Source organism: Burkholderia sp. WP9, from assembly GCF_900104795.1.
In the GTDB taxonomy this organism is placed as follows: domain Bacteria; phylum Pseudomonadota; class Gammaproteobacteria; order Burkholderiales; family Burkholderiaceae; genus Paraburkholderia.
In genome coordinates, this window is record NZ_FNTG01000002.1 from 325543 (window position 1) to 350686 (window position 25144).

The 25144-nt window shown below is 62.4% G+C and carries 18 protein-coding genes and 1 pseudogene; 10 read left to right on the plus strand and 9 right to left on the minus strand.

The window, feature by feature from the left end; all coding sequences use genetic code 11:
• Positions 1 to 871 precede the first annotated feature (871 nt).
• The 4 genes and pseudogenes from BLW71_RS22765 to BLW71_RS22780 form a co-directional block, all read right to left on the minus strand.
• Positions 872 to 1822 carry a dimethyl sulfoxide reductase anchor subunit family protein gene (locus BLW71_RS22765; RefSeq protein ID WP_091801862.1) on the minus strand — a complete coding sequence of 317 codons (951 nt, stop codon included), beginning with the start codon at positions 1820 to 1822 and terminating at the stop codon, positions 872 to 874.
• Between the two features lie 20 nt (positions 1823 to 1842).
• The gene (locus BLW71_RS22770) at positions 1843 to 2598 is read right to left on the minus strand and encodes a 4Fe-4S dicluster domain-containing protein (RefSeq protein ID WP_091801864.1); all 756 of its coding nucleotides are present in this window, start codon (positions 2596 to 2598) and stop codon (positions 1843 to 1845) included.
• A 25-nt stretch (positions 2599 to 2623) separates the two neighbouring features.
• Positions 2624 to 5548: a molybdopterin-dependent oxidoreductase gene (locus BLW71_RS22775; protein ID WP_091801868.1), complete on the minus strand. Its 2925-nt coding sequence runs from the start codon at positions 5546 to 5548 to the stop codon at positions 2624 to 2626.
• A 272-nt stretch (positions 5549 to 5820) separates the two neighbouring features.
• Positions 5821 to 6753: pseudogene (locus BLW71_RS22780) on the minus strand (2-hydroxyacid dehydrogenase).
• A gap of 234 nt (positions 6754 to 6987) precedes the next feature.
• Between BLW71_RS22780 and BLW71_RS22785 the strand changes: the two are divergent.
• The gene (locus BLW71_RS22785) at positions 6988 to 8475 is read left to right on the plus strand and encodes a sensor domain-containing diguanylate cyclase (RefSeq protein ID WP_091801871.1); all 1488 of its coding nucleotides are present in this window, start codon (positions 6988 to 6990) and stop codon (positions 8473 to 8475) included.
• Positions 8476 to 8502: 27 nt separating this feature from the next.
• Here BLW71_RS22785 and BLW71_RS22790 read toward each other — a convergent pair whose 3' ends face one another.
• Positions 8503 to 8805, minus strand: coding sequence for a putative quinol monooxygenase (locus BLW71_RS22790; RefSeq protein ID WP_091801873.1), 303 nt, complete (start codon positions 8803 to 8805; stop codon positions 8503 to 8505).
• A gap of 269 nt (positions 8806 to 9074) precedes the next feature.
• On the opposite strand from BLW71_RS22790, the gene BLW71_RS22795 reads away from it, so the two are divergent.
• A complete protein-coding gene (locus tag BLW71_RS22795) occupies positions 9075 to 9416 on the plus strand; it encodes a zinc ribbon domain-containing protein YjdM (RefSeq protein WP_091801875.1) in 342 nt (113 codons plus the stop codon).
• A 30-nt stretch (positions 9417 to 9446) separates the two neighbouring features.
• Here BLW71_RS22795 and BLW71_RS22800 read toward each other — a convergent pair whose 3' ends face one another.
• The gene (locus BLW71_RS22800; protein ID WP_091801878.1) at positions 9447 to 10847 is read right to left on the minus strand and encodes a heavy metal sensor histidine kinase; all 1401 of its coding nucleotides are present in this window, start codon (positions 10845 to 10847) and stop codon (positions 9447 to 9449) included.
• Positions 10844 to 11515 carry a heavy metal response regulator transcription factor gene (locus BLW71_RS22805; RefSeq protein WP_091801881.1) on the minus strand — a complete coding sequence of 224 codons (672 nt, stop codon included), beginning with the start codon at positions 11513 to 11515 and terminating at the stop codon, positions 10844 to 10846. Before BLW71_RS22805 ends, BLW71_RS22800 begins: the two co-directional genes overlap by 4 nt.
• A 195-nt stretch (positions 11516 to 11710) precedes the next feature.
• Here BLW71_RS22805 and BLW71_RS22810 point away from each other — a divergent pair, with 195 nt between their 5' ends.
• The 3 genes from BLW71_RS22810 (at position 11711) to BLW71_RS22820 (ending at position 13840) form a co-directional block, all read left to right on the plus strand.
• The gene (locus BLW71_RS22810; RefSeq protein ID WP_091801884.1) at positions 11711 to 12343 is read left to right on the plus strand and encodes a hypothetical protein; all 633 of its coding nucleotides are present in this window, start codon (positions 11711 to 11713) and stop codon (positions 12341 to 12343) included.
• A gap of 91 nt (positions 12344 to 12434) precedes the next feature.
• Positions 12435 to 13067 carry a cytochrome b/b6 domain-containing protein gene (locus BLW71_RS22815; RefSeq protein WP_091808738.1) on the plus strand — a complete coding sequence of 211 codons (633 nt, stop codon included), beginning with the start codon at positions 12435 to 12437 and terminating at the stop codon, positions 13065 to 13067.
• Positions 13064 to 13840 (plus strand): molybdopterin-dependent oxidoreductase, encoded by a 777-nt coding sequence (locus tag BLW71_RS22820; protein WP_091801887.1) that lies wholly within the window; start codon positions 13064 to 13066, stop codon positions 13838 to 13840. Before BLW71_RS22815 ends, BLW71_RS22820 begins: the two co-directional genes overlap by 4 nt.
• Before the next feature lie 18 nt (positions 13841 to 13858).
• Here the strand turns inward: BLW71_RS22820 and BLW71_RS22825 are convergent, their stop codons facing one another.
• Positions 13859 to 14827, minus strand: a complete 969-nt coding sequence (locus BLW71_RS22825; RefSeq protein ID WP_091801890.1) for an AraC family transcriptional regulator — start codon at positions 14825 to 14827, stop codon at positions 13859 to 13861.
• 318 nt (positions 14828 to 15145) lie between these two features.
• Here BLW71_RS22825 and BLW71_RS22830 point away from each other — a divergent pair, with 318 nt between their 5' ends.
• Both BLW71_RS22830 and BLW71_RS22835 read left to right on the plus strand, forming a co-directional pair.
• On the plus strand, positions 15146 to 16198 hold the full coding sequence (locus BLW71_RS22830; protein WP_091801893.1) for an NAD(P)-dependent alcohol dehydrogenase: 1053 nt from the start codon (positions 15146 to 15148) through the stop codon (positions 16196 to 16198).
• A 711-nt stretch (positions 16199 to 16909) separates the two neighbouring features.
• Positions 16910 to 17866 carry a LysR family transcriptional regulator gene (locus BLW71_RS22835; protein WP_143048391.1) on the plus strand — a complete coding sequence of 319 codons (957 nt, stop codon included), beginning with the start codon at positions 16910 to 16912 and terminating at the stop codon, positions 17864 to 17866.
• Between the two features lie 244 nt (positions 17867 to 18110).
• Here the strand turns inward: BLW71_RS22835 and BLW71_RS22840 are convergent, their stop codons facing one another.
• Entirely contained in the window at positions 18111 to 19052 is a 942-nt protein-coding gene (locus BLW71_RS22840) for a hypothetical protein (protein WP_091801900.1), read from the minus strand.
• A gap of 124 nt (positions 19053 to 19176) precedes the next feature.
• Between BLW71_RS22840 and BLW71_RS22845 the strand changes: the two genes are divergently transcribed.
• From BLW71_RS22845 to tagF, 3 genes are all read left to right on the plus strand, one after another.
• The gene (locus tag BLW71_RS22845; protein ID WP_091801903.1) at positions 19177 to 20022 is read left to right on the plus strand and encodes a M15 family metallopeptidase; all 846 of its coding nucleotides are present in this window, start codon (positions 19177 to 19179) and stop codon (positions 20020 to 20022) included.
• Positions 20023 to 20271: 249 nt separating this feature from the next.
• Complete coding sequence (gene tssM, locus BLW71_RS22850; RefSeq protein ID WP_091801906.1) at positions 20272 to 24153, plus strand: type VI secretion system membrane subunit TssM; 3882 nt, start codon at positions 20272 to 20274, stop codon at positions 24151 to 24153.
• On the plus strand, positions 24150 to 25142 hold the full coding sequence (gene tagF / locus BLW71_RS22855; RefSeq protein WP_091801911.1) for a type VI secretion system-associated protein TagF: 993 nt from the start codon (positions 24150 to 24152) through the stop codon (positions 25140 to 25142). Before tssM ends, tagF begins: the two co-directional genes overlap by 4 nt.
• Positions 25143 to 25144 lie beyond the last annotated feature (2 nt).

A 25144-nucleotide genomic window follows, 5' to 3' on the forward strand; every position in this document is an offset into this window, starting at 1 on the left:
GCCACGGATGCAGCTTCCCTGCCAGCCACTCGACGAAATGACCACGCTCCATACCATGGGAACACTCTCATGAACGAGACGGGTACGCGCTGCAGCGAACGGTAGCGAAGAATGGTCGACAAGCATACGTGTCGACATAAATGCGTCACCGGGAACGGCGAGTCGTCCGCGGCTCTGTGACCGCTATCACACTCGAACGGCGAGGTCGTTCCTGCCCGGAAGACACTTTCTCATGTCCCCCTCAGTCAACATTTTGACTCAATCCGCCATGCACATCCGCTGCCCGCATCGACCGACTAGACTGTGCTTTGGTCTTTCGAGGGGGCGCTTTTCCAAGGCAACCCCGCCCCTCGATTTCGCCTGCCGCGCTTCGGGCGGCAGGCTTTTTTTCTTGGACCCTTCTTTTGAGTTCGCTCGATTGGGTCGACGATGCATCAGCCAGCACTGCGCGCGCGTGCATCCAAGTGCTCAATTCGTGCCTCCTATATGGAAGTCACGAGCATCGGACTCGATACACGTAAACGGAACAGGTATGGACGAGAAGGTAACGTATGTGTACGAATACACGGGCGGCTTTGGTACTTACCGTACCACTGGGTCGCAGATGGCACATCTGCTTCCTCTTGTGGGAGACAACGTAACCATGGTGGTCGACGAACCAGGGTTCGATGGTGTTCTAAAGGTGAAGTCGCGGCTCTTTGAGTACGACAGGATGGGCTCATTGACTATCATTTTCAGTCTCTCCCATACAATCGCTTAAGATTCCCAATTACTCAGTCATCTTTGGAACAGAGCACATTAGCACCTGGAAAGATGAAGGTTGGTCTTATTAGATTTTTTGTAAGCGCACAAGAGCGCGCCGACTCGCACCTCAACCAACCCTCGCGTAATACAGATTCTGCGGATGCTTCGCCTCGGCAAAGAAAAACCAGCGTTCCGCGACCAGCCCCGCGTATTGCACGAAACACGCGGCTGCCAGCAAGCCGAGCGAAGCGCCGATCGAATGCAGGGCCGCGCCGAGCGCCATCAACACGACCGGCGCGACGAACGCCGTCGCTAGAAAACCCCATTTGACACCGCGCAGGGTGCGCGCCGATTTGCCGTGAAAGAACTCGCGCAGATTGAACGCACCGGCGGTAAAGCCACGCGACACCTGCACCAGCTTCGGATTGTGAATACCGGTGGCGCTCTGTACCGTCGACTTCGGCCGCAAGCGCGCATTGCGCATGAGCGATGCCGAGCGGCTCGCGCAACCGGCGAGCGTCAACCCGCACGCGCACACGGCGAGCCCCGCGGTCAGCGCGGGCGCGAGCCACGCGCTCAACGCTGTCGCCAGCGTGAAGCCCGAAGCGCAACCGAGCAGCGCGAAGTTGACCAGCGTGAGCGGCGTGGCCCATTCCTGCAGAAAGCGCAAACACGCGTAGATCATCGCCGTGCAGACGAACAGCACCGCGCTCGCCAGCACACCGAGCCAGCCTGTCGCCAGCGCCCATGGTGATGCAAACGCATGGGCGACGCCGTAGAAAAAGGCGCAAGCGAGAAACGCCGGTAGGCACAGACATTCGCGCGACAGCCACGAGGTTCGCCACATGGCGATCGCGCGCCATGCACGTTCCGGATGGCCAAGATGAAAGAACGATGCGAGCAGGCCGAGTGCGCCCAATATCACCGACACGGCCGCGCCGGTGATATAGAACGGATCGGTGGGCGACGCGAGCAGGCCGAGATGCGCGGCCGTTTCCACGCCGACGAGCGCAATCAGCAAGCCCTGCGCCGCGCCGCTCAAGGTGGTGAGGAAAACCACGGAGAATGCGGGGTTCATCGTGAGGTCCTATCGGTGTTTCAGATGCGCGTCGCCATCGACGCAAGATGCAACTCACCGCGCTCGATTTGCGCGTCGAGCGATTCCGGCGATTGGACCGGCTCCGACATCGAGCCGGACGATTTGCACGAGCACGAATCGCTGCCACAACCCGCGGCCTGCGTCGGCACGCGCGGCAAATAATGGTTTGCCGGCCGCGTGTTCCACTCAGGCATCAACTGATAGCCGCCGCGCTCCTCGATGGCTTTCGACACCACCGAGTCCGGGTCGTGAATATCGCCGAACAGCCGCGCGGAGGTCGGGCATGCGAGCACGCACGCCGGCTGGCGGTCACGTTCGGACAGATTCCCATCGTGGATCCGATCGACGCACAGCGTGCACTTCGTCATCTCCTTGCGGCTTTCGTCGAGTTCGCGCGCGCCGTACGGGCACGCCCACGCGCAATATTTGCAGCCGATACAGCGGTCGAAATCCACCAGCACGAGCCCGTCTTCCTTGCGCTTATAGCTCGCGCCGGTCGGACAGACCGGCACGCACGGCGGGTCCTCGCAGTGCAGACAGGACTTCGGAAAGTGGATCGTCTCGGCGTTGGGAAAGCTGCCGGCTTCGAAGCTCTGCACCCGGTTGAAGAAAGTGCCGGAGGGATCGGCGTCGTACGGATTGAGGTCGGCGAGGCTGCCCGACTCACCCGAGGTATTCCACTCCTTGCAACTCGTCACGCAAGCATGGCACCCCACGCACACGTTCAGGTCGATCACCAATGCCATCTGTGTCATCAAAGGCTCCTTGCGGCTGACTATGCTATTTGCGCCCCGACGCGCCACGCAGCCGCGCAGCGAACTCCCCGCGTCCCGCGAAATAGGTTTGCACGATGCGTGAGATCACGCCGTTCTCACCCGGCACCGCGGGCATCGCCGCGAACTGCGGCAGTGTGTGACGCGCGTCGGCTTCCGCCGGATAGATGCGCACGCGCACGTCGTACCATGCGGCCTGGCCCGTCACGGGATCGGAGTTCGACATGCGTCGCGCCACGTCGTCGTCTCGGCCTGGCAACTCGTCGGTGATCAGGTGATTGAGCAGGAAACCGCGTTGTGATTCGTTCGCGCCCGGACCGAGGCTCCATGCGCCCGATGCCTTGCCGATTGCGTTCCATGTCCATACCGTGCCGGGCTCGACGGTCTCGCTGAAGCGCGCCATGCAGCGCACGCGACCCCATTGCGATTCGGCGTAGATCCAGCTGCCGTCGGCGATGCCGTTTTCAGCCGCCATCAACGGATTCATGTAGAGATAGTTCTCGCCATGAATCTGCCGCAGCCACGCGTTCTGAGAGTCCCATGAGTGGTACATCGCCATTGGCCGCTGCGTCACGGCGGCAAGCGGAAAACGCGCGAGGTCCGTAGCCCCGCTTTCGAGCGGCGCGTACCAGAACGGCAGCGGATCGAAATACTTTTCAACGCGCGCGCGTAAGTGGTCTGGCGGCTGCCTGCCGCTCGTGCGGCCCTGCGCGGCGAGCCTGAACTTTTGCATTACGTCGGAGTAAAGCTGGATCAGGATCGGCTCGCCGAACTTGCGAAAACCGTTTTTGACCGCCCATTCGAGATACGGTCCGTTGCAGTTGCGCATGTATTGCAGCGTCTCGGGCAGCGGGTAATGGAACACACAGTTGTTCTTCGCGTACTCCTCCCATTGCCGCGGATTGGGCTCGCCGACCAACGCCTTGTCGCCGTCCGTACCGCGCCAGCCACTCAGAAAGCCCACGCCGGAATTTGGTGAAGTCGTGAAGTTGATAACGAAGTCGGGATAGTCCCGAAAGCGCCGCGCGCCTTCTGCAGTCGTGAAAGCCGGAAACTTCAGGCGCGACGCGAGTTCGATCAGCACTTCCTGGAATGGCTTGCATTCGCCGGTGGGCGGCACGACCGGCACGCGCACCGAATCCACCGGACCGTCGAACTCGGAGATCGGCCGGTCGAGCATCGACATCGCGTCGTGCCGTTCCAGATAGGTCGTGTCAGGCAGAATAAGATCGGCGAAGGCCGTCATCTCCGACTGGAACGCGTCGCACACCACCAGAAACGGAATCTTGTACTCGCCGTCGTCGTGCTTGTCGACGAGCATCTCACGCACTTTCATCGTGTTCATCGACGAATTCCACGCCATGTTGGCCATGAAAATCATCAGCGTATCGATCGGGTACGGGTCGCCGCGCCATGCATTGGTAATCACGCTGTGCATCAAGCCATGCACGGCCAGCGGATATTCCCACGAGAAGGCCTTGTCGATGCGCACCGGGCCGCCCTGGTCGTCGATGAACAGGTCCTCGGGCGCGGCGGGCCAGCCGAGCGGACCGGTGGCGAGCGGCGTATTCGGCTTGACGGCGTCGGGGCTGTTCGGCGGTTTCGCCGACGGCGGCACGGCACGCGGAAACGGTGACTTGTGACGGAAACCGCCGGGCCGGTCGATCGTGCCGAGCAGCGACATCAGCACGGCCAGCGCGCGGATCGACTGGAAGCCGTTGGAGTGCGCCGCGAGGCCGCGCATCGCGTGAAAGGCCACCGGGTTGCCGGTGACCGTTTCGTGCGTCTCGCCCCATGCGTCGGTCCAGCGGATCGGCAACGTAATGCGGTGATCGCGGCAAGTCTGGATCATTTCACCGGCAAGGCGTCGAATCGTCTCCGCCGAAATGCCGGTAATGGCGGCGGCCCACTCGGGCGTGCAATCGGCCACCCGTTCGCGCAGCAACGCGAACGACGGCGTGACCGGCGTGCCGTCGTCGAGCGTATAGCGGCCGTCGAGCGCCGGCATGACACCCGCCGTGTGATGCGGCACGGCGCGCGCGGCATCCGCATCCCACCACAAATGATTCTGCGGAAACAGTGGATTGCCGACCGGCCGCTCAGGATCGCGCACGAACAGGCCGAAGTTTTCGCTGGCTTCGTCGAGATCGACGAGTTCCGCTGCGTTGGTATAGCGGCGCACGAACTCGTGATCCCATGCGTCGGCGGCAATCAGTTCGTGCAGAAACGCCATGAACAGCGCTCCGTCTGTGCCGGGTTTGATCGGCACCCATTCGTCGGCGATCGCCGCGTAGCCAGTGCGGATCGGATTGATCGCAATGAAGCGGCCGCCCGCGCGCTTGAACTTCGAAATCGCGACCTTCAGCGGATTCGAATGATGATCTTCCGCCGTGCCGATCATGAAGAAGAGTTTGGCGCTGTCGAGATCCGGGCCGCCGAATTCCCAGAACGAGCCGCCGATCGTATAGATCATGCCGGCCGCCATGTTGGCCGAGCAGAAGCCGCCGTGCGCCGCATAATTAGGCGTACCGAACTGTTTGGCGAAGAGTCCGGTCAGCGCCTGCATCTGGTCTCGCCCGGTGAAGAGCGCGAATTTCTTCGGGTCCGTGGCGCGAATCGCGCCCAGGCGCTTTTCGAGCACCTCGAAAGCCTGCTCCCACGACACCGGCTCGAACTGCGCACTGCCCCGCTCCGCGCCGGGCTTGCGCATCAAAGGTCGCGTGAGGCGCGCGGGCGAGTACTGCTTCATGATGCCCGAGGCGCCCTTCGCGCAGATCACGCCCTGGTTGAGCGGATGCTCCGGATTGCCGTCGATGTAGCGCACCTCGCCTTCACGCAGATGCACTCGAATGCCGCAGCGGCAGGCGCACATGTAGCAGGTGGTTGTCTTGACATCGAGACGTTCGTTCTGCGTGCGGGCGTGGTGTTCCATGCGGGATCTCCGTCGCGGCTTCGGGCGGGCCGAAGCAGTGGTGATGCGATACCGCCCATCCTATGCGCGGCGACCTCACAAGGGAAATCGCCATTTTCGACGGAAAGTATCCGCCACGCCGATAGTTTTGGTTTGCCTTTCAGTGATGCGCCGGTCCGCACCGAGCGCGAAAAGGCGGCCGCGCCGGCGTGCAAACCGGGCGGGCGCGTTGCCGCTCGTCAGCGGACTGGCACTACATGGCGACCCCGCGATGAATGCGCGAGCGCGGGTCGTCAGATTGGCGTCAACACCGCCTCGCCCGCGAAATGCCGCGTGGCGTTGCTCAGAAAGTTGTCGACCGAGGCCGTGATTGCTTCCGGCGAGCGGCCGCCCACGTGCGGCGTCAACACGACGTTCTACAGCATCAGCAAAGCTTGCGGCGGATCCGGCTCGCCCTCGTAGACGTCGAGCGCCGCACCGGCAATCGTCCCCGCCGTGAGCGCGTGAGCGAGCGCCGCCGTGTCGAGCACGCTGCCGCGCGCGACGTTGACCACGAAGCCGTGCGGCCCGAGCGCCTCGAACACCGCCGCGCCGATCAGATGACGCGTGCCCGCACCACCCGGCGTTGCGACGATCAAAAAGTCGCTCCAGCGCGCGAGGTCTTCCACACTGTCGAAGTACCGATGCGGCGAGCCTTCACGCGGCTTACGGTTGTGATACCCGAGCTCCATCTCGAAGCCCGCGCCGCGCCGCGCGACCTTCTCGCCGATGTTGCCGAGCCCGACAATGCCGAGGCGCTTGCCGGAGACGTTCGGGCGCATCGGCAGGTTGTCGCGCCAGACGCCCTTGCGCGTGGCCTGATCGAGCTGCGGCACATCGCGCACGACCGCGAGCAGCAAGGCGAACGCATGATCGGCCACGCAATGATCGTTGGTCCCCGCGCCGTTGACGAGAACGATCCCGCGTGAGCGGGCGTGGTCGACGGCAAGGTTTTCATAGCCCGCACCCAGCGCGCTGACGAGTTGCAACAGCGGCATGCGGTCGATTTCCGCGGCGGTGAGTCCGGTCGTGCCGTTGGTCAGCACGGCGCGAATCGTCTCGCCGTGCGCGTCGATGGCGGCGGCTCGCTGGGCGGCGTTGGGTGCGTAGATGACGTGGAACGCCGCTTCGATACTCGCGCGGCTTGCATCGTTCAAATGGATCAGAACCAGAAGGGATGGCTTCATGTCGGCGCTTTCGTCGGCAACGTGGATGGACGGAATAGATTTCGAGCCAGTGTAGCAAGGCTCGCCAAGGCATGCAGGCGAGCGACCGGGCCGCCCCGGCGCGCCTCAAGTCAATTGGAATACGGCCGTTATCTTGTTGAATGGCGGAGGCGAAAATGATGCGTAACCGGTCTTTCTTTTCAGCAACCGCCCAACCGGCTTTAAAATAGCGGCACTTCCGATTCCGAGAACTCCATGCTGGACATCCTGCCGCGTGGCCCCGCGCCCGCCAACGACGATTCCGAGATGTTCGAACTCGCGCCCGTCTCGCTGTGGCTCGAAGACTTCAGCGGCGTGCGCGCATTGTTCGACGCATGGCGGGCAGACGGTGTGACCGATCTGCGCGCGCATTTCGCCGCCAATCCGGGCTGCGTCGCGCAATGCGCGCATAGCATCCGCGTCATCAAGGTCAATCAGAAAACGTTGACCCAATTCGAGGCTGCCGATTTCGACGCGCTCAACGGCAATCTCGCCTCGGTGTTCCGCGACGACATGCTCAAGACCCATCTGGAAGAGCTATGCCAGCTGTGGGCCGGGCAATCGCAGTTCACCAGCCAGACGGTCAACTACACGCTCGGCGGACGGCGCCTCGACGTGCTGCTCAAAGGCGCCGTGCTGCCCGGCCACGAGGCGCACTGGGACCGGGTGCTGGTGTCGGTCGAGGACATCACCGAACTGGAAGGCGCGCGGCATCGCGTGACGCTTGCCGAGCAGTATGTGCGCGGTCTGTTCGAGTATTCGCCGGTATCGCTCTGGGTGGAGGATTTCAGCGCGGTCAAACGTCTGCTCGACGAAGCGCGCGCGGCCGGCATCAACGATTTCCGCGTGTTTACCGACGTGCATCCCGAGTTCGTCGAGCGCTGCATGCAGGAAATCCACGTGCTCGACGTGAACCAGCACACGCTCGACATGTTCGCGGCCAAAGACAAGAAAACGCTGCTGGCGCATCTGCCTGATGTGTTCCGCGACGACATGCGCCCGCATTTCCGTGAGCAGTTGATCGATCTGTGGGACGGCAAGCTGTTCCAGCAGCGCGAGGTGCTCAACTATTCGCTCGATGGCAGCGAGGTGCACGTGCACCTGCAATTCTCCGTGCTGCCCGGCCATGAAAAGAACTGGGATCTTGTGCTGGTGGCGCTCACGGACATCACGGCGCGCAAGAAAGCCGAAGCCTATCTGGAGTTCCTCGGCAAGCACGACGTGCTGACCAAACTGCGCAACCGCTCTTTCTACGTGGACGAACTGAATCGGCTCGAACGCAAGGGTCCGTGGCCCGTCACGATCATCATGGCCGACCTGAACGGTTTGAAACGCGTGAACGATCAACTCGGCCACGCGGCAGGCGACGCGTTGCTGCGGCGCGCCGGCGAGGTGCTCGCCAAAGCGACCGAGACGCCGTTTCATGCGGCGCGCATTGGCGGAGACGAGTTCGCGATCCTCATGCCCGACACCGACGAGCGCGGCGGCGTCGCAATGGTCGATGCAATCAGGCAACTGGTCGAGATGAACAATCAGTTCTATCCCGGCTCGCCGCTGAGCTTCTCGATGGGCGCGGCCACCTGCCAACGGGGCGACCGGCTCGAAGCGGGCGTGCAGCGCGCCGATCTGCTGATGTATGAGGACAAGCGCGCAACCTATGCGAACCAGCCGGCCGCCGGCGCCGGCGACGCGGCGGGCCGCTGACAAACAGACGCGCGGCCCGCCGCTCGTTTAGCCCGGCAGTTTGGCCGCCAGCACGTCGACCTTCTCGATACTGGGTGGCGAGGCGAACAGTTCGCCCGCCTTCGCCATCAACGCGGCGGCCACTTTGCCGTGCAGGTGCGCGTCACGGCCGCCTTCATCCGCGAAGGCATCGAAAATACCGAATGTGGACGGCCCCAGCTTCAAGGCGAACCACGCAATGGTGCCCGGCTCCTCCTCGACGAGCGGCAGGCCGCCGAGCAGGAACGCTTCGACCTCTTTTTCCTTGCCTGGCCTGGCTTCAAGACGAACGTACAGGGCGAGTTTGACCATGACAGAACTCCTGCTGTGAGATTCGGGCAATAGGCGTGCATTACAAATGCATTGCTAGCGTGGCGGCACACGCGGGATCGCCACGCTATCGGAAAGTATAGTCCGCCGCTCCTTTGGCGCCGCCACGCGCCCTTCAGGCGGGTATTTAAACGTGCCGGTTTGCGCTAGCGCAGCATTGCGCGTGCCGCACACCGGCGCCCCGGCACGCGTCCGCTATACTCGCGGACCCTGAAGTTATCCGCGGCCCGCCGCGGTCCGGAAACACAACCATGTCGACGATTCCCGCCTGCCCGCAATGCGCAATGGAAAACACTTACCCCGACGGCGACAATTACGTCTGCCCGGATTGCGCGCATGAATGGCCGATCCACGCCGCCGCATCCGCCGACGACGCCGACCAACGCGTCGTCAAGGATGCCAACGGCAATCCACTCGCCGATGGCGATGCGGTCGTGCTGATCAAGGACCTGAAAGTAAAAGGCTCGTCGATCACGCTGAAAATGGGCACCAAGGTGAAGAGCATTCGCCTCGTGGGCGGCGATCATGAAGTGGACTGCAAGATGGACGCCGGCAACTTCATGCTGAAGGCCGCTTATCTGAAGAAGGTCTGAGCGAACAGCGCCGCCCGCGAACGCCGGCGCTCAAACGCCCGGAAAGCGCAATTCGAAACGCACCACGCCCGGCGCCGGACACACCACGCACGCGGTGCCGCTGTGCAGATGCATGATCGCCTTGACGATCGCGAGGCCCAGACCACTCGATTCGGTGAACGCGCTGCGCGCCGCATCCGCGCGATAAAAGCGGTCGAACAAACGCCCCAGTTGCTCTTCGGGAATGGGCGCGCCGTCGTTTTCGACCACCACCGTGGCGCCCTCTTCGTCCTGCGAGCCGCGCAAACGCACCACCGTATCGCTCGCGCCGTAACGCACCGCATTGACGACCAGGTTATTGATCGCACGCCGGCACAGCATGGGATTCACCCATGCCATACCGTCTGCCTCGACCACGAAGCGCATGCCGCGTTCGTCGGCGGGACCTTCGAAATAGTCTGCGATCCTGACGAGTTCCTCGCGCAGGTCGATCGGCTCACGTTCGACTGAGAGCGCCGCATGGTCCGCATGCGCAAGAAACAGAATGTTTTCCGCGATGTGACTGAGGCGACTCAGCTCCTCCAGATTCGATTCAAGCACCTGCTGATACTCTTCGGGCTCGCGTGTCCTCGCGAGCGTAACCTGGGTCTGCCCGATCAACGCGCCAACCGGGGTGCGGATTTCGTGCGCCAGGTCGGCGGAAAACTGCGACAGATGTTGATAACCGTCGGCGAGACGGTCGAGCATGGCGTTGAACGCGTGCGTGAGCTGGCGCAATTCGAGCGGCGCCGCCTCGCTGTCGAGCCGCACGGACAGGCTCGCGGGGCTGATCTGCGCGGCCCGCGTGGCAATCTCGCGCACCGGGCGCAACGCTCGGCGCAGCACGCAATAGGCGAGCAGCGTCGCGGCCAGCATGCCGATCAGCGTGGCCAGCAGGATGCGGTTGCGATAAGCGGCCAGCATGCGCACTTCCTGCGTCATCGGGTGACCGGCGATCACTTCGACCTCGGTGCCGTCTTCGCGCGCTCGGGCGGTGGCGATCGCCCAATGCACCGGCACTCCGTCGGCGAGCCGGGTCTGGCGAATGTCGGCAAAGGTCGGCAGACGGCCCTCCTCGCCGGCCTGCAACGCGGGCACCGCCACGCCACCCGGGTTCACGTCGATAAACGGCGCCTCGCCCGGACGGCGAAACAGCAGCACGTCCTGTTCCGCGCCGAGCATGGTCTCGAACAGCAACGGCCGGTCCTTCAGTTCGCCGACCGAGTAGAGATCGCGCACAATCCGGCTGAAATGCTCGACGCGCCCGGTCAGCACCACGTCGGCGCGGCGCTGCAACGACAGCTCCGCGGAGCGGTAGAAATACGCGCCCAAAGTGCCGATCACCACGCAGGCAATCGACGCGAACAGCACGGTGGTGCGAGCCGTGAGCGAGCGCCCGGTCCAGAATTTCATGAGCCGTCGCCGAAGGTGTAGCCGATGCTGCGCACCGTATGAATCAGCTTCTTTTCGAACGGATGATCGACCTTGGCGCGCAGCCGTTTGATGGCCACGTCGACCACGTTGGTGTCGCTGTCGAAGTTCATGTCCCACACTTCGGACGCGATCTGCGTGCGCGACAGCGCTTCGCCCTGACGGCGCACGAGCAGATGCAAAAGCATGAACTCCTTGTTGGTGAGCGGGATCTCGACGCCTTCGCGCGTCACCTTGCGACGCAGCACGTCGAGCTTCAGGTCGGCGATCTCGAACACGTCGCTCTCGCGGATCACGCCACGGCGCAGCAGCGTGCGGATTCGCAGCACCAGTTCGGTAAACGAAAACGGCTTGACGAGGTAATCGTCCGCGCCGAGTTCGAGACCGCGAATACGGTCGCTGACATGGTCGCGCGCGGTGAGGAAAATCACCGGCAGATCGCGCCGTGCCCGCAGCGCGCGCATGATTTCCCAGCCGTCGATACCAGGCAGCATCACGTCGAGCACCACGAGGTCGTAAGGATTTTCGAGCGCCATGTGCAGGCCGTCCGTGCCGGTGCGGGCGAGATCGACCGCATAGCCGCTCTCGCGCAAGCCCTTCTTCAGGTAGTCGCCGGTTTTCGGATCGTCTTCTATGACGAGGATGCTCATGGTGCTCAGTGCTCCAATTCGGGCTTCGGCCCGGAGGCTCGCTCGAAGGCTCGCTGACATGCGGGACGTGGATATGCCGGTCATTTTACGTGGCCGTTGCGCGCCATTCATGACGTTTTTGTCATCCATCTGTCACTCGCCGGAGCCGGTCCCGAGTCTAATCTGCCCCCATCGTTCACCACCTGGAGCAGATTCATGAAGATGGTTTCCGCGCGTGCGTTGCGCACCTTCGTCGCCCCGGCGCTCGCCGCCGCTGCGTTCCTCACCGCCGGTCCGGCCGCATACGCCCAGAACGCCATGCCGACCGGCGTGCGCGGCACGGTAACATCGTTGTCGGGCGACCTGCTCAAGGTCCACACGCGCGACGGCAAGGACGTCGACGTGAAGCTCGCCAAGGACACGCCGATTCGCGGCGTCGTGCTCGCCGACGTGAACGACATCAAGCCGGACAGCTACGTGGGCACCGCCGCGATCCCGCAAGCGGACGGCACGCTGAAAGCACTCGAAGTCCACGTGTTCCCCGCGAGCATGCGCGGTGCCGGCGAAGGGCACCGTCCGTGGGATCTCGGCGGCAACAGTTCGATGACCAACGGTACGGTCGGTTCGCTCGTGGTCAGCAACGGCCGCACGATCACCGTGAAGTACAAGGACGGCGAAAAGAAGATCGTGATTCCGCAAGACGTCCCTATCGTCGCGCTGGAACCGGGTGACCGCTCGCTGCTCGTGCCGGGCGCGAAGGTCGTGCTGTTCGCACACAAGGAAGCCGACGGCTCGATGGCGGCCAACTTCATCTCCGCGGGCGAGCACGGCGTAACGCCGCCGATGTAACACGACATTGCCGTTTTCCGGTTTGTTCGAGCAGCCGCGCTTTTTTAAATGGCGCGGCTTTCCAGCTCCCGTTCGCCTCGCGATCCTTTCCATGCCCGAACCGCAAATGCGCCTGCTCCTCCACCCGCTCGTCGTCCGTATCACACACTGGATCAACGCGTTCGCGATGGTCTGCATGGTGATGAGCGGCTGGGCCATCTATAACGCGTCGCCCTTCTTCCCATTCAGATTTCCGGCGTGGGCGACCGTCGGCGGATGGCTGGGCGGCTCGATCGCCTGGCACTTCGCGGCGATGTGGCTGCTCTGCGCGAACGGCCTGCTGTATTTCGCGTATGGCCTCGGCGGTGGGCATTTCCGGCGCAAGCTGTTGCCGGTTCATCCCCGCGACGTAATACATGACGCAAGCCTCGCCCTGCAATTCAAGTTGCCGCACGATACCGGCAGATATAACGCGGTGCAGCGCGCGCTGTATCTCATCGTACTGGCGCTTGGCGTGTTGCTGGTCGCGTCGGGGCTGTCCATCTGGAAGCCGGTGCAATTTTCGTGGCTTACAGCCTTATTCGGCGGCTTCGATTTCGCACGGCGCGTGCATTTCATCGCAATGGCGGGTGTGGTCGGTTTCGTGGTGGTGCATCTGGCGCTGGTGCTGCTCGTGCCGCGCACGCTGCTGCCAATGCTGACCGGTCGCGCACGGCACGCAGCGCATGGAGGAACCCAGGCATGAGCGCATCCGAACGCAACGGCGACGAACGCCGAGCCCGCATCGTCCTTGCCGATCATCAGCCGCAAATCGAGCGGCTGCAGCGGCGCCTGTTTCTGCGCTCGTCGCTTTCCATCGGCGCGCTGGCGATGCTTTCCGGCTGCAACATGCAGGATGGCGATTCGGTCGACAAGGTGCTCTGGGCCATGTCGCGCTGGAACGATCGCGTGCAGGGCTGGCTGTTCGACCGCAACAAGCTGGCACCTACCTACTCCGCGCGTGAAATCACCGATCCGTTTCCGTTCAACGCGTTCTATCCGGAGTTCGACGCGCCGGACATCGACGGTTCAACTTATCAGCTCGAAGTCTCAGGGCTCGTGTCGGACAAGCGCAGCTGGAATCTCGATCAGCTGCGCGCGTTGCCGCAGGTCTCGCAGATCACACGCCACATCTGCATTGAAGGATGGAGCGCGATCGGACAATGGCGCGGCGTGCCGTTTCGCACGTTTCTGGAGCGCATCGGCGCGGATCTGAGCGCTCGCTATGTCGGCTTCAAATGCGCGGACCGCTATTACTCCAGTCTCGACATGGCGACGGCCCTGCATCCGCAGACGCAACTCACGCTCGATTTCCGCAATGAGCCGCTGCCGGCCAAATACGGTTATCCACTGAAGCTGCGCGTGCCGACCAAACTTGGCTTCAAGAATCCCAAGCACATCGCGGCGATCTTCGTGACGAACACGAACCCTGGCGGCTATTGGGAAGATCAGGGCTACAACTGGTTCAGCGGTTTGTAATGCGGCCCGTTTGCCCGCTCACACGGCGGTGACGTAGCGCGCCACCGGTTTGACCACGCGTGGTGCCGGCGAATCGTACAAGGTGCGCATGCGCTTCACTTCGTCCACTGGACTGAGGCCGAAAAGGCGCTTGAACTCACGGCTGAATTGCGACGCGCTTTCATAACCGACGCGCGCCGCGGCCGCGCCCGCATTCAAACCATCCTGCACCATCAGCAAACGCGCATGATGCAAACGTGTGGTCTTCACGTATTGCATCGGCGAAGTGGCGGTGACGGCTTTGAACTGCGCGTGAAACACGGCGAGGCTCATGCCGGCTTCGGACGCGAGCGTATCGACATCGAGAACGCCGTGGTAATCGGCATGAATCCGCCGCAATGCTTTGGCAATGCGGCCGAAATGATTCTGATGCGTGAGTGCCGCGCGAATCGCGTCGCCCTGCTCGCCGGTCAGCACGCGATAACAGATCTCCCGCACCACGCCGGGCGCGAGAATGCGTGCGTCGAGCGGCGAAGCCAGCGCGTCCATCAGACGCTGCACCGCGTTGCACAGCGCCGGGTCGAGTGGCGTCGAATAGATGCCGACGGGTTCGTGCTGCGCGGCGCCTTGCGTCTCGTTCAACGCCATCAGCAATTCCGCCACCATGGTGAGATCGACGCGCACCGAGATGGCGAGAAAAGGCTCATCCGGGCTCGCCTCGGTCTCGCATTCGAATGGCAACGGCACCGAGAGCACCAGATACTGCTGCGCGTCGTACTGAAACACCTGATCGCCGAGAAAGCCGCGCTTGCGTCCCTGGCAGACGATCACGATGCTCGGCTCGTACATGACAGGCATGCGCGGCATGGGACTATTCGCGCGCATCAGATTGACGCCTTCGAGACTCGTGCGCGTGAAGCCCGGATTGGGCGCGAGCACGTCGAATAATTCGACCACACGCCGCTGGGCGGGATCGAGCGGGACGGGTTCAGCGGAACGGGTTGACATGACGGTATAGTGACGTGCAAGAGAATAATGCTTGAAATTTAGCACCAAACGACCTATCGCGCTGCTCGCCAGGAGTTTTAGGCAAACCTTCAAGACATTCAGGTATTCCCGGGCTCCCCGCCCGCTCCTATCATGGGAACCCTGCCGGATCATCTATTTCCGCGCTGCGCCGGGCTCGATTGGCCATTGCCTGTTTGACGAATTTGCCAGTCACCGCCCGCGCCGTGATCCCGGTTCATGACGAGGTTGGCCTCATCGGCGACATGCGTCGCCCATGGCCGGCGCCTTGCGACTTCACCCTCTTTGCTGGAGCTACCCATGAGCACGACTTATGCCTATGCAGCGACCGACGCTACCGCGCCGCTCGCCCCGTTCGAAATCCAGCGCCGCGAACTTCGCCCCCTTGATGTGCAGATGGAAGTGCTGTTTTGCGGCGTGTGCCATTCCGATTTGCATCAGGCGCGCAATGAATGGAAAAACACCGTATTTCCGGTGGTGCCGGGCCATGAAATCGTCGGCCGCGTGACCGCGGTCGGTGCGGACGTGACGAAGCACAAGGTGGGCGATCTGGTCGGCGTCGGCTGTCTGGTCGATTCGTGCCGCACGTGTGCGAGTTGCGAGGAAGGTCTCGAGCAGTATTGCGAGAACGGTTTTGTCGGCACGTATAACGGAGTCGACCGGGTCGACGGTCAGATCACTTACGGCGGCTATTCCACGCAACTCGTCGTGGACGAAGCGTTCACCTTGAGCGTGCCGGACAATCTCGACCCTGCCGGCGTGGCGCCGTTGCTGTGCGCGGGCATCACCACGTATTCGCCGCTGCGCACGTGGGGCGCCGGTCCCGGCAAGAAGGTCGGTATTGTCGGCCTTGGCGGCTTGGGTCATATGGGCGTGAAGCTGGCGCGCGCGATGGGTGCGCATGTCGTGTTGTTCACCACGTCGCCCTCGAAGATCGAAGACGCGAAGCGGCTGGGTGCGCATGAGGTGGTGATTTCGAAGAATGCCGAAGAGATGGAAGCGCATTTGAACAGCTTCGATTTCATTCTGAACACCGTGGCTGCGCAACATGATCTGAATCCGTTTTTGAATCTGCTCAAGCGTGATGGAACCATGACGCTGGTCGGCGCGCCGGAGCACGATCATCCGTCGCCGCAGGTGTTCAATCTGATTTTCAAGCGTCGCCGGTTGGCTGGGTCGTTGATTGGCGGCATTGCCGAGACGCAGGAAATGCTGGATTTCTGCGGTGAGCATGGGATTACTTCGGATATCGAGGTGATTCCTATGCAGGGGATTAATGAGGCTTATGAACGGATGCTGAAGAGTGATGTCAAGTATCGGTTTGTGATTGATCTGGATTCCTTGCGGAAGTAAATTTTGGGTGGGCCGCGCTGCGGGGGTGTTGTTTTTTTTGCCTGCGGCGCGGTCGGGGTTGGGTTGTTTTTTTTGGCTTTGGCCTTTCCTTGAATTCGTGGTGGTCTATTGGCGTTGCCCCTGTGCGGGGCGGCACTTACTTTCTTTGCCGCCGCAAAGAAAGTAAGCAAAGAAAGCGGCTTCACACCGCTAATTTTTAAGCGGGTCCCCCGCACAGCCAAGGCAGTGGTTCATCTGGAATCCGTGCCCTCGCACATTCCACTCCAGTGACAAAGCCATCATCCGCTCCCACTCCGCACTGCGTGCGTCGCGGACGGGTATGCGCGGGAACCCGTCAGTAGGACTACGCCGTGGGGGCCGTCGGCTTCGCCTCGGCGACACCCTAAAAAGGCCACTGTTCAATGAAGACCGCTGCGGCGCGCGCAGCGCCGCCGGAAGCATGACTGCCTTGTCACCGGGGCGGAATGTGCGAGAACGCGGATTCCAGATGCGCCACTACCCCCTCCAAGCCAGGGGACCCGCTTATGAGCTGGCGGTGTAAAGCCGCTTTCTTTGCTTACTTTCTTTGCGGCGGCAAAGAAAGTAAGTGCCGCCCCGCACAGGGGCAACGCGAATAGACCACAGCGAAATCAAGGAAAGGCCAACACCCCGAAGATCACAAACAAAAACCGCCCCGCAGCCAACAAACAACCCCAGACTGGAGCACAACCCGTGATCGACCGAATAACCGCAATGCGCACATTCATCCGAATCGTGGACACCAACAGCTTCACCCGCGCAGCGGAATCCCTCAACATTCCCCGCGCCACGGCGACCACCATCGTCCAGAATCTGGAAGCGCTGCTAGGCACAGTTCTCCTCGCCCGCACCACGCGGCGCCTGAGCATTACACCCGAAGGCGCGGCCTACTACGAGCGCTGCGCGCAAATCCTCGCCGACATCGACGAAATGGAAGCCAGCATCCGGCACGCCACGGATAACCTGACCGGGCGCCTGCGTATCGAAATGCCCGGCGCGGTGGCCAGCACGATCGTCCTGCCGGCCCTGGACGACTTCCACACGCGCTACCCGAACCTCGATCTCGCTATCGGCATCAGCAACCGCACCGTCGATCTGATCTCCGAAGCAATCGACTGCAGCATCCAGCTAGGCGAATTGCCGGATTCGAATCTGGTCGCGCGCCAACTCGGCACGCTCGAACACGTGACCTGTGCGAGTCCGGCCTACCTGGCCCGTCATGGCACACCCACGAACCTCGACGATTTGCGCGGACATGCGGCCGTCAATTGCATGTCGCCGCACAACGGACGCGAAGTGGATTTCGATTTCGAAGTGGACGGCGAAGCGCAAAACGTCAAGGTAAAAGGCTTCGTCAAAGTCAGCGACGAACAGGCCTATCTCACCTGCGGCTTGCAAGGCCTGGGCTTGATCCAGCCCGCCCGCATCGCCGCGCAACCCTATCTGGATTCTGGACTTTTGCGCGAAGTCCTGCCGCAATGGAAGCCGGTGCCGATGCCGGTCTCGGTCGCGTATGTGAAGAATCGCCGCGTCTCGCCACGCGTGCGCGCGTTCGTCGACTGGCTGGCGGAGTTGTTCGAGAAAGCGGAGCACGTCGATCAGGATCTGTCGCGTGTCCGTCAGTTACTGCGCGGCCTGCATCCCGCCTGAAGCGGGTTCAATGCGGGCGCGCAGTCCGCGCGACAATTCCGTCGGTTTCGCAGCGTGATCGGCCTCGGCCGCGCCAGCAGATCGACATGAAACCAGACAATCCCGACTATAAAATTGATTCAGACGCGTCTTCTGTAATCGCGTAGGCATGCAAAGCGTATAGCACGCAGCGTTGCCAGACTCGCCGCCAAAGCTCCCTTACTTCCCCCATCCACCACGGTTTGCGTAGCAAATAAAGAATGCGTCAAGGCTGGCGTGCCTGCTGCGCCGAAGCCGGACAGGCCGGATCCTTACCCCAGTGACCGTCGCATACGCGCCAGCGGCACAACTGGTCTTCGAAGAAACCACGCTTGCCGCACTCTTTCACGCGTTCAGCCAGCTTGGCGTTGCCGGCAGCGCTTGCACTGACCTTGGTCGCCGTGTCCTCTACCGCGGGCTTGGTGTCCGCCGGTTTGGTCCGGGCGACGAGAGCCGCCAATAGATCGGCATCCGAATCATCCTTCGAAGCATTGCTGGTCGCGCGCGCTTTCTTCGACTGCGCGACCGCAGTCGGCGCGCTCGCGTGACGGTTCACCGCCACCATGCTTTCCTTCTTGCCGTGCGCCGCGCTCTCGTGCTTCTCCTTGGTGGCTACAGCCGTCGCGTTTTTGCCGTGCTTCGCCGCTGGCACCGTGACCGCTGAAGCAGCCGTTGCGGATGCAACCGGTGCAGGTGCGCTGCTCGGTTCCGCACCGTCGGCGAGCGCGCGCGACAGGCGGCTGGCGTCACCGCTGGCGGGCGCCGTGGCGGATGCCGCAGCGGCCTTGCTATCGCTGTCGTCGGCAACGATGGTCGCCGCTTGCGACGACGCCGCGGCCGGCACCTCTGCTTTCGCGACAACCTGCGGCACGTTGCTTGCAGCAACCGCGGGCGCGGCAGCCTTCTCGACGCTGGCAGGCGTGCCCTCCGCCAGCGACTCGCTCTGCACGCGCCGCTGCATATGCCACGCTCCCCAGCCGCCGGCTGCGATCACGAGCAAGGCGACCAGCGCGAGCACCGCTTTCGACCGGCGTGGTTTTTCCGTAGGCGGCGCAACGCGGCCTTCGAGGTTCGCAAGAATTCGCGAACCATTGCCATCAGCGCCTTTAGCCTTATCGGATAACAGGCTAGGCGGGGCTTTGGAATTCGAACTTTCCGGCGCACTCATTCACTGTCTCATTGAATCCTGGATTATTTCGCCGTGATAATACGCTCCGGCTCCTCTCAGAGCAGGCCTGATTCTAAGAGCAAGCATTACAAAATACAATTCTTTCCAATTTCCGGGGTCGCCTTTGATTGCCGTAGTACTTTTCGCCTATTTCGCGCTCGCCGTCATGATCGCCGCAATGCTGCTATTGCCGGCAGTACGCGCCTCTTTATTGGACGCGGCTCTCACTATTCATGGCCGCTTTATGCGCGGAGCATCGCGAAGTGCATCTCGCGCACGCGGCCAATTAGCGCGCTCGGCAAAAATTTCGCAATCGACCGCAATCGATATGCAAAAGTTACTGGTAAAGCGGCGCTTGCTGATTTTTACCACCACAGGTATTCTTGCGACGCCTCCATTGGTGGCATTGGCTTTACGCGGCCGGCAATTATTCCAATTCGATGACACTGCGCGGGTACCGGACGAGAAAATTGCCGCGTTATTGAACGGCGAGCAGCTCGTGCCCCCGCCGCCGCTGCCACCGGAGGTATTTGCCACGCAGGAAGTCGAGCAGATCCGGCCCGCGCTTAAAGACGCGAGCCGCGACTGGAATTTGCTCGATGCCGATTTCAGAACACGTTTATTGCTCGTCTACAAAATCATGCACGAGCAATACGGGTATGAAATGGCCTTACTGGAAGGTTATCGCAGTCCGGAGCGGCAAAACCGGCTGGCGCAAATGGGGGGCAACGTCACTAATGCCGCAGCGTTTCAAAGCTACCACCAATACGGGCTTGCCGCGGACAATACATTTTTGCGCGACGGCAAACTCGTCATTTCAGAAAAAGATCCCTGGGCCATGCGAGGTTATCAGCTATACGGACAGACAGCGGAACAGGTCGGTCTGACGTGGGGTGGGCGCTGGAAAATGATGGATCTCGGGCACGTCGAATATCACAAACCCGGCTTCGTCCTCGGGCGCGGTCATTAGGGCAAAGCGGGGAATAAGAGGTTGACAATGGGGCGTTCAATCAGATTTTCTGGCGAAAAGCGGCAATGCCGCATGCATAACGGCATTGCGCCGATCACATTCTCTGCGGCTTTTTTTCGCGGATTTAACAATCTTGCCGTATTCGCTTTCGCCTGAACATGCACTCGATTTATTTCAAACGCCATACGCGCACCATGCCGTGCGCCACAGCACGCGCCACGACATTCATCACCCAGACCTGAACGGCTTATGCGACGCATTCTCAACGTGTTGACCCACACACGCACGCTCTCGATCATCGGCTTGCTCGCGCTCGCTGCTGTTCTATTCATCGGCGCGGATACCTTGCAGATCGACCTGATGTGGCCAGCCATCGCGCTCGGCGTCGTGGTCGCGCTGTGGCTGCTGGTATGGGTGGTACGCCGTCTGCGCGCGCGGCGCGCGAACCGCAAGCTCGGCGAAATGCTCGAGCAGCAGGCAGAAAAGCAGACTGAAGCCGGCCCCGCGCCCACGCCCGCGCGCCAGGCCGAACTCGACGTGCTGCGCACGCGCCTCGTCGAGGCGGTGAAGACCATCAAGACCTCGAAGATCGGCCAGGTCTCGGGCGGCTCGGCGCTGTACGAGTTGCCGTGGTATATCGTGATCGGCAACCCCGCCGCGGGCAAGAGCAGCGCGGTGTTGAATTCGGGTTTGCAATTTCCGTTTGCCGACAAGAACAACGCGGTGATTCACGGCATTGGCGGCACGCGTAATTGCGACTGGTTCTTCACGACCGAGGGCATTCTGCTCGACACCGCGGGGCGCTATTCCGTGCACGAGGAAGACCGCACCGAATGGCTCGGATTCCTCGGCCTGCTCAAACGTTTCCGGCCGAAGGCGCCGATCAACGGCATTATCGTCACGGCCAGCATTGCGGAGCTGACCAACAGCAAGCCTGAATTCGCGATCAATCTCGCCAAGAATCTGCGCCAGCGCGTGCAGGAATTGACCGAGAAGCTCGAAGTCTTCGCGCCGGTGTATGTCATGTTCACCAAGGCCGACCTGATTACCGGCTTCACCGAATTCTTCAGCGGAAGCGACCGTCACGAATACGACCGCGTGTGGGGCGCCACCCTGCCCTACGAGCCGGACGAAAAGCGCGACGTGGTGGGTCTCTTCGACGAGCACTTCGAGGAGCTGTACGACGGCCTGAAAGAAATCAGCGTCGCGCAGATGTCGATCAATCGCGGCAATAAGCTCTCGCCGGGTCAGCTGAGCTTTCCGCTCGAATTTTCCACCATCAAACCTGCGTTGCGCGCGTTTCTCGCCACGCTGTTCGAGACTAACCCGTTCCAGTACAAGCCCATTTTCCGCGGCTTCTACTTCACCAGTGCATTGCAGGAAGGCGAGACCAATAGCGCCGCGGCCACTCGCATCGCGAACCGTTTCGGCCTGAGCGCCGATAGCCTGCCCAAGCCGCATAGCGCGTTTTCGAAGAACGGCTTCTTCCTGCGCGACCTGTTCTCCAAGGTGATCTTCGCCGACCGGCAAACGGTCAGGCAATTCGCCAGCCCCGCGAAAACGCGCATGCGTTATGCGACCTTCTTCGGCTTCGTCGCGGTGCTCGCACTGGCGCTCGGCGGCTGGACCTGGTCGACGGTCAACAACCAGCAACTCACGGCGAACGTGCAGGCCGACCTCGACAACGTAGTGCGCCTGCAGCAGAACCGCAATGATCTGCAATCGCGGCTGCAGGCCATGGACGTGCTCGAGGACCGCATCGACCAGCTCGAGCAGTTCCGCCGCGACAAGCCGCTTGCGGTATCGCTCGGCCTCTATCAGGGCGACCGGCTCGAACAGCGTCTGCTCACCGAGTACTACAACGGCGTGCGCCAGATCCTGCTCGATCCGGTCTCGCAGAATCTCGCTTCTTTCCTGAAGGACGTCAACGCACACCCCGATCAACTCGCGCCGCTGAACCGCGCACCGGACGCCGCCGCGATTCCGGTCTCCACGCATTCGGCCATGAGCGCGAACAGCCAGGGTGGACTCTATAGCGACGCCTCGCCGACCAACGTCGAAGATGCGTACAACGCGCTCAAGACCTACCTGATGCTGAGCGACAAGCGTCACGTGGAAACGGCTCACCTCACCGACCAGGTTGCCCGCTTCTGGCGCGGCTGGCTCGAAACGAATCGCGGCAACATGCCGCGTGACGAGATGATCCGCAGCGCCGAACGTATGATCACCTTCTACCTTTCGCGCGTGTCCGACGACGACTGGCCGATGATCGACCAGAACCTCGGTCTCGTCGACCAGACGCGCGAGAACCTGCGCCGCGTGGTGCGCGGCATGCCGGCCCGTCAACGGGTTTATGAGGAAATCAAGGCACGCGCATCGACCCGTTTCGCGCCGATGACGATCGCGCGCATTGTCGGCGAAAACAATACGGCGCTGGTGGCGGGCAGTTACGCGATTCCCGGCACCTTCACGCGAGAAGCGTGGTTCCAGTACGTGCAGCCCGCCATTCGCGACGCGGCCACCAAGGAATTGCAGGCCAAGGACTGGGTGCTCAACACGTCAGCCCACGACGACCTGACGCTGGAAGGCAGTCCCGAGCAGATCCAGAAAGCGCTCGTCACGATGTACAAGACCGAGTACGCCATGCACTGGCAGAAGTTCATGCAAGGCATCGCGGTGCAGAGCTTCGGCAGTTTCGGTCAGGCAGTGGATGCGATGAACCGTCTCGGCGACCCTCAGGATTCGCCGATCCGCAAGGTGCTCGAAACCGCGTACGACCAGACTTCGTGGGACAACCCCTCGCTCTTCAACGCGAACCTGAAGCGCGCGCAAACCGGCGTGACGAGCTGGTTCAAGAACTGGTTCTCGCGGGCGCCGACCGGCCAGATCAACGCGAATATCGATATCAACGGCAATCCGGTCGAGATGCCGATGGGTCCGATCGGCCAGGAGTTCTCGGCGCTGGGCCGCATCGTGGTAAGCGGCGACAACGGCTCGATGCTCAAGGGCTATATGGACACGCTGTCGAAGGTCCGCACACGCTTTAACGTGATCAAGAATCAGGGCGATCCGGGACCGGGCGCGCGTCAACTGATGCAGCAGACGCTCGACGGCAGCGGCTCCGAGCTCGCCGATTCGCTGAAATACGTCGACGAACAGATGCTCACCGGTCTCACCGACTCGCAACGCAAAGCGCTGCGCCCGCTGCTCGTGCGTCCGTTGATGGCGGCGTACGCAGTGGTGATCCAGCCGGCCAGCGTCGAAGTCAACAAGGTGTGGAATGCGCAGGTTTATCAGAGCTTCCAGGGGTCACTGGCAAACAAGTACCCGTTCGCGAGCGACGCGAAGGTCGAAGCCGGCGCGGGCGAAATAGCCCAGGTGTTCGGTCCGGACGGCGCGATTGCCAAGTTCGTCGGCACCACGCTCGGGCCGCTCGCGGTACGCCGTGGCGACACGCTGACGGCGCGGACGTGGGGCGATATGGGCCTCGCGCTCACGCCCGATTTCACCAACGGCTTCGCGCGCTGGGTGGCGCCGCTTGCCGGCGGCGCGGCCGGTGCGTCGGGCCAGAGTTCGTCCGAACCGCAGACCGTGTTCCAGATCTTGCCGCAGCCGAGCAGCGGCACGACGGAATACACGCTTGCAATCGACGGCCAGCAGATGCGCTACCGGAACACGCCGCCGCAGTGGACCAACTTCGTGTGGCCGAATCCTTCGGGTTCGCCGGGCGCGACGCTGAACGCCACGACCTTCGACGGCCGCACGCTGCAACTGGTCAACGAACCGGGCCGCTACGGCCTGGAAAAGCTGATCAATTCGGCGCAACGCAAGCGTCGTCCGGACGGCACGTTCGATCTGTCGTGGACGCAAGGCAGCGTGACGGTGGCGGTCAGCATGCGCATCATCAGCACGTCGCAGGCTTCGAGCGGCACGAGCGATGCGCCGCAACAGCAGAGCCTGCGCGGCTTGCGGCTGCCCTCCTCGGTGGCGGATGTGAGCGCGGCGGCGAATTCGGTCAACGCGACCGCCGCGGGTGCACCGGGCGCCGCGCCCGCGATCGCGCCGGCCTCGCAAGCGGCGCGTCCGGCTACGGCCGCCGCCGCGGTTTCGAATACAGGGGGTGCGCAATGACGCAAACCGTGCAGGCGCAAATCGCCTACTTCGGCAAGATCCCGTCGCGCGGCGACTTCGTGAAGAGCGCCCATAATCCGCAGCTGCTCGCCACGCTCGACCGCTGGATCGCGGAAGCCATGGAACTGCTGAGCGACGATCCACGCTGGAAGATCGTCTACGAAAACGCCAAGCCGATGCACTTCGCGTTCCTCGGTTCCCGCAGCAAACTGGCGATTGCCGGGCATATGATGGCCAGCCACGATCAATCCTCGCGGCGTTTTCCGTTTCTTGCCGCGACCGCGCTCGAAGTCGAAAAGCCGCTGACGTTTCTCGCGCACAGCCCGCTTGCCTTCGCGCGGCTGTGGTCGCGCGTCGCGGCGCAGATGAAGCCGCTGCTTGGCGCGAGCGAACCGCCGGGCGCGCTGCAGGCACTTGGCGACATGCAGGTGCCGATCGAGATCGGCGGCGGCCCTGGCAATCCGCATGACGGCACCTTCAACGATTTCGTCGAGCATCAAACGCTCGCGGGCCTCGAACAGATGCTGCTCGCGAGCGGCCATCCGGTGCGTTTGCGCGGCGCGATGCTCGCGCTCGGCTCGCTGCTGCGTCCGGTGATGCAAAGCGGTTCGTCGCATCTCGAACGCGGGCTGACCTTGCCGCTGCCGAACGATCCGTTCTACCGCAGTCTCGTGGCCGCGTTCTGGCTCGAACTGATCGCGCCGTTCGTCGCGCAGGCGGATTTCGAACTGGCGATTTTCATCGGCACGATTGCCGAGCGCGAGCGGCTCATCATCGGCTTTAATGGCGCGTCGGCCAAAACGCTGCACAGCGTGGTCGATCCGCAGTCGTATGCGGCACATAACATCGATATCGACGACCCCGAGTGGATCGACGAACACGCACAGAACGATCATGGCATCAGCAAGCTCGTCAGTTACCTCGACCAACCGCAACTGTCGCTGCGCGTCAGCATCGACACGTTCCGCGAAGCATTCACGGGAGCGTGACA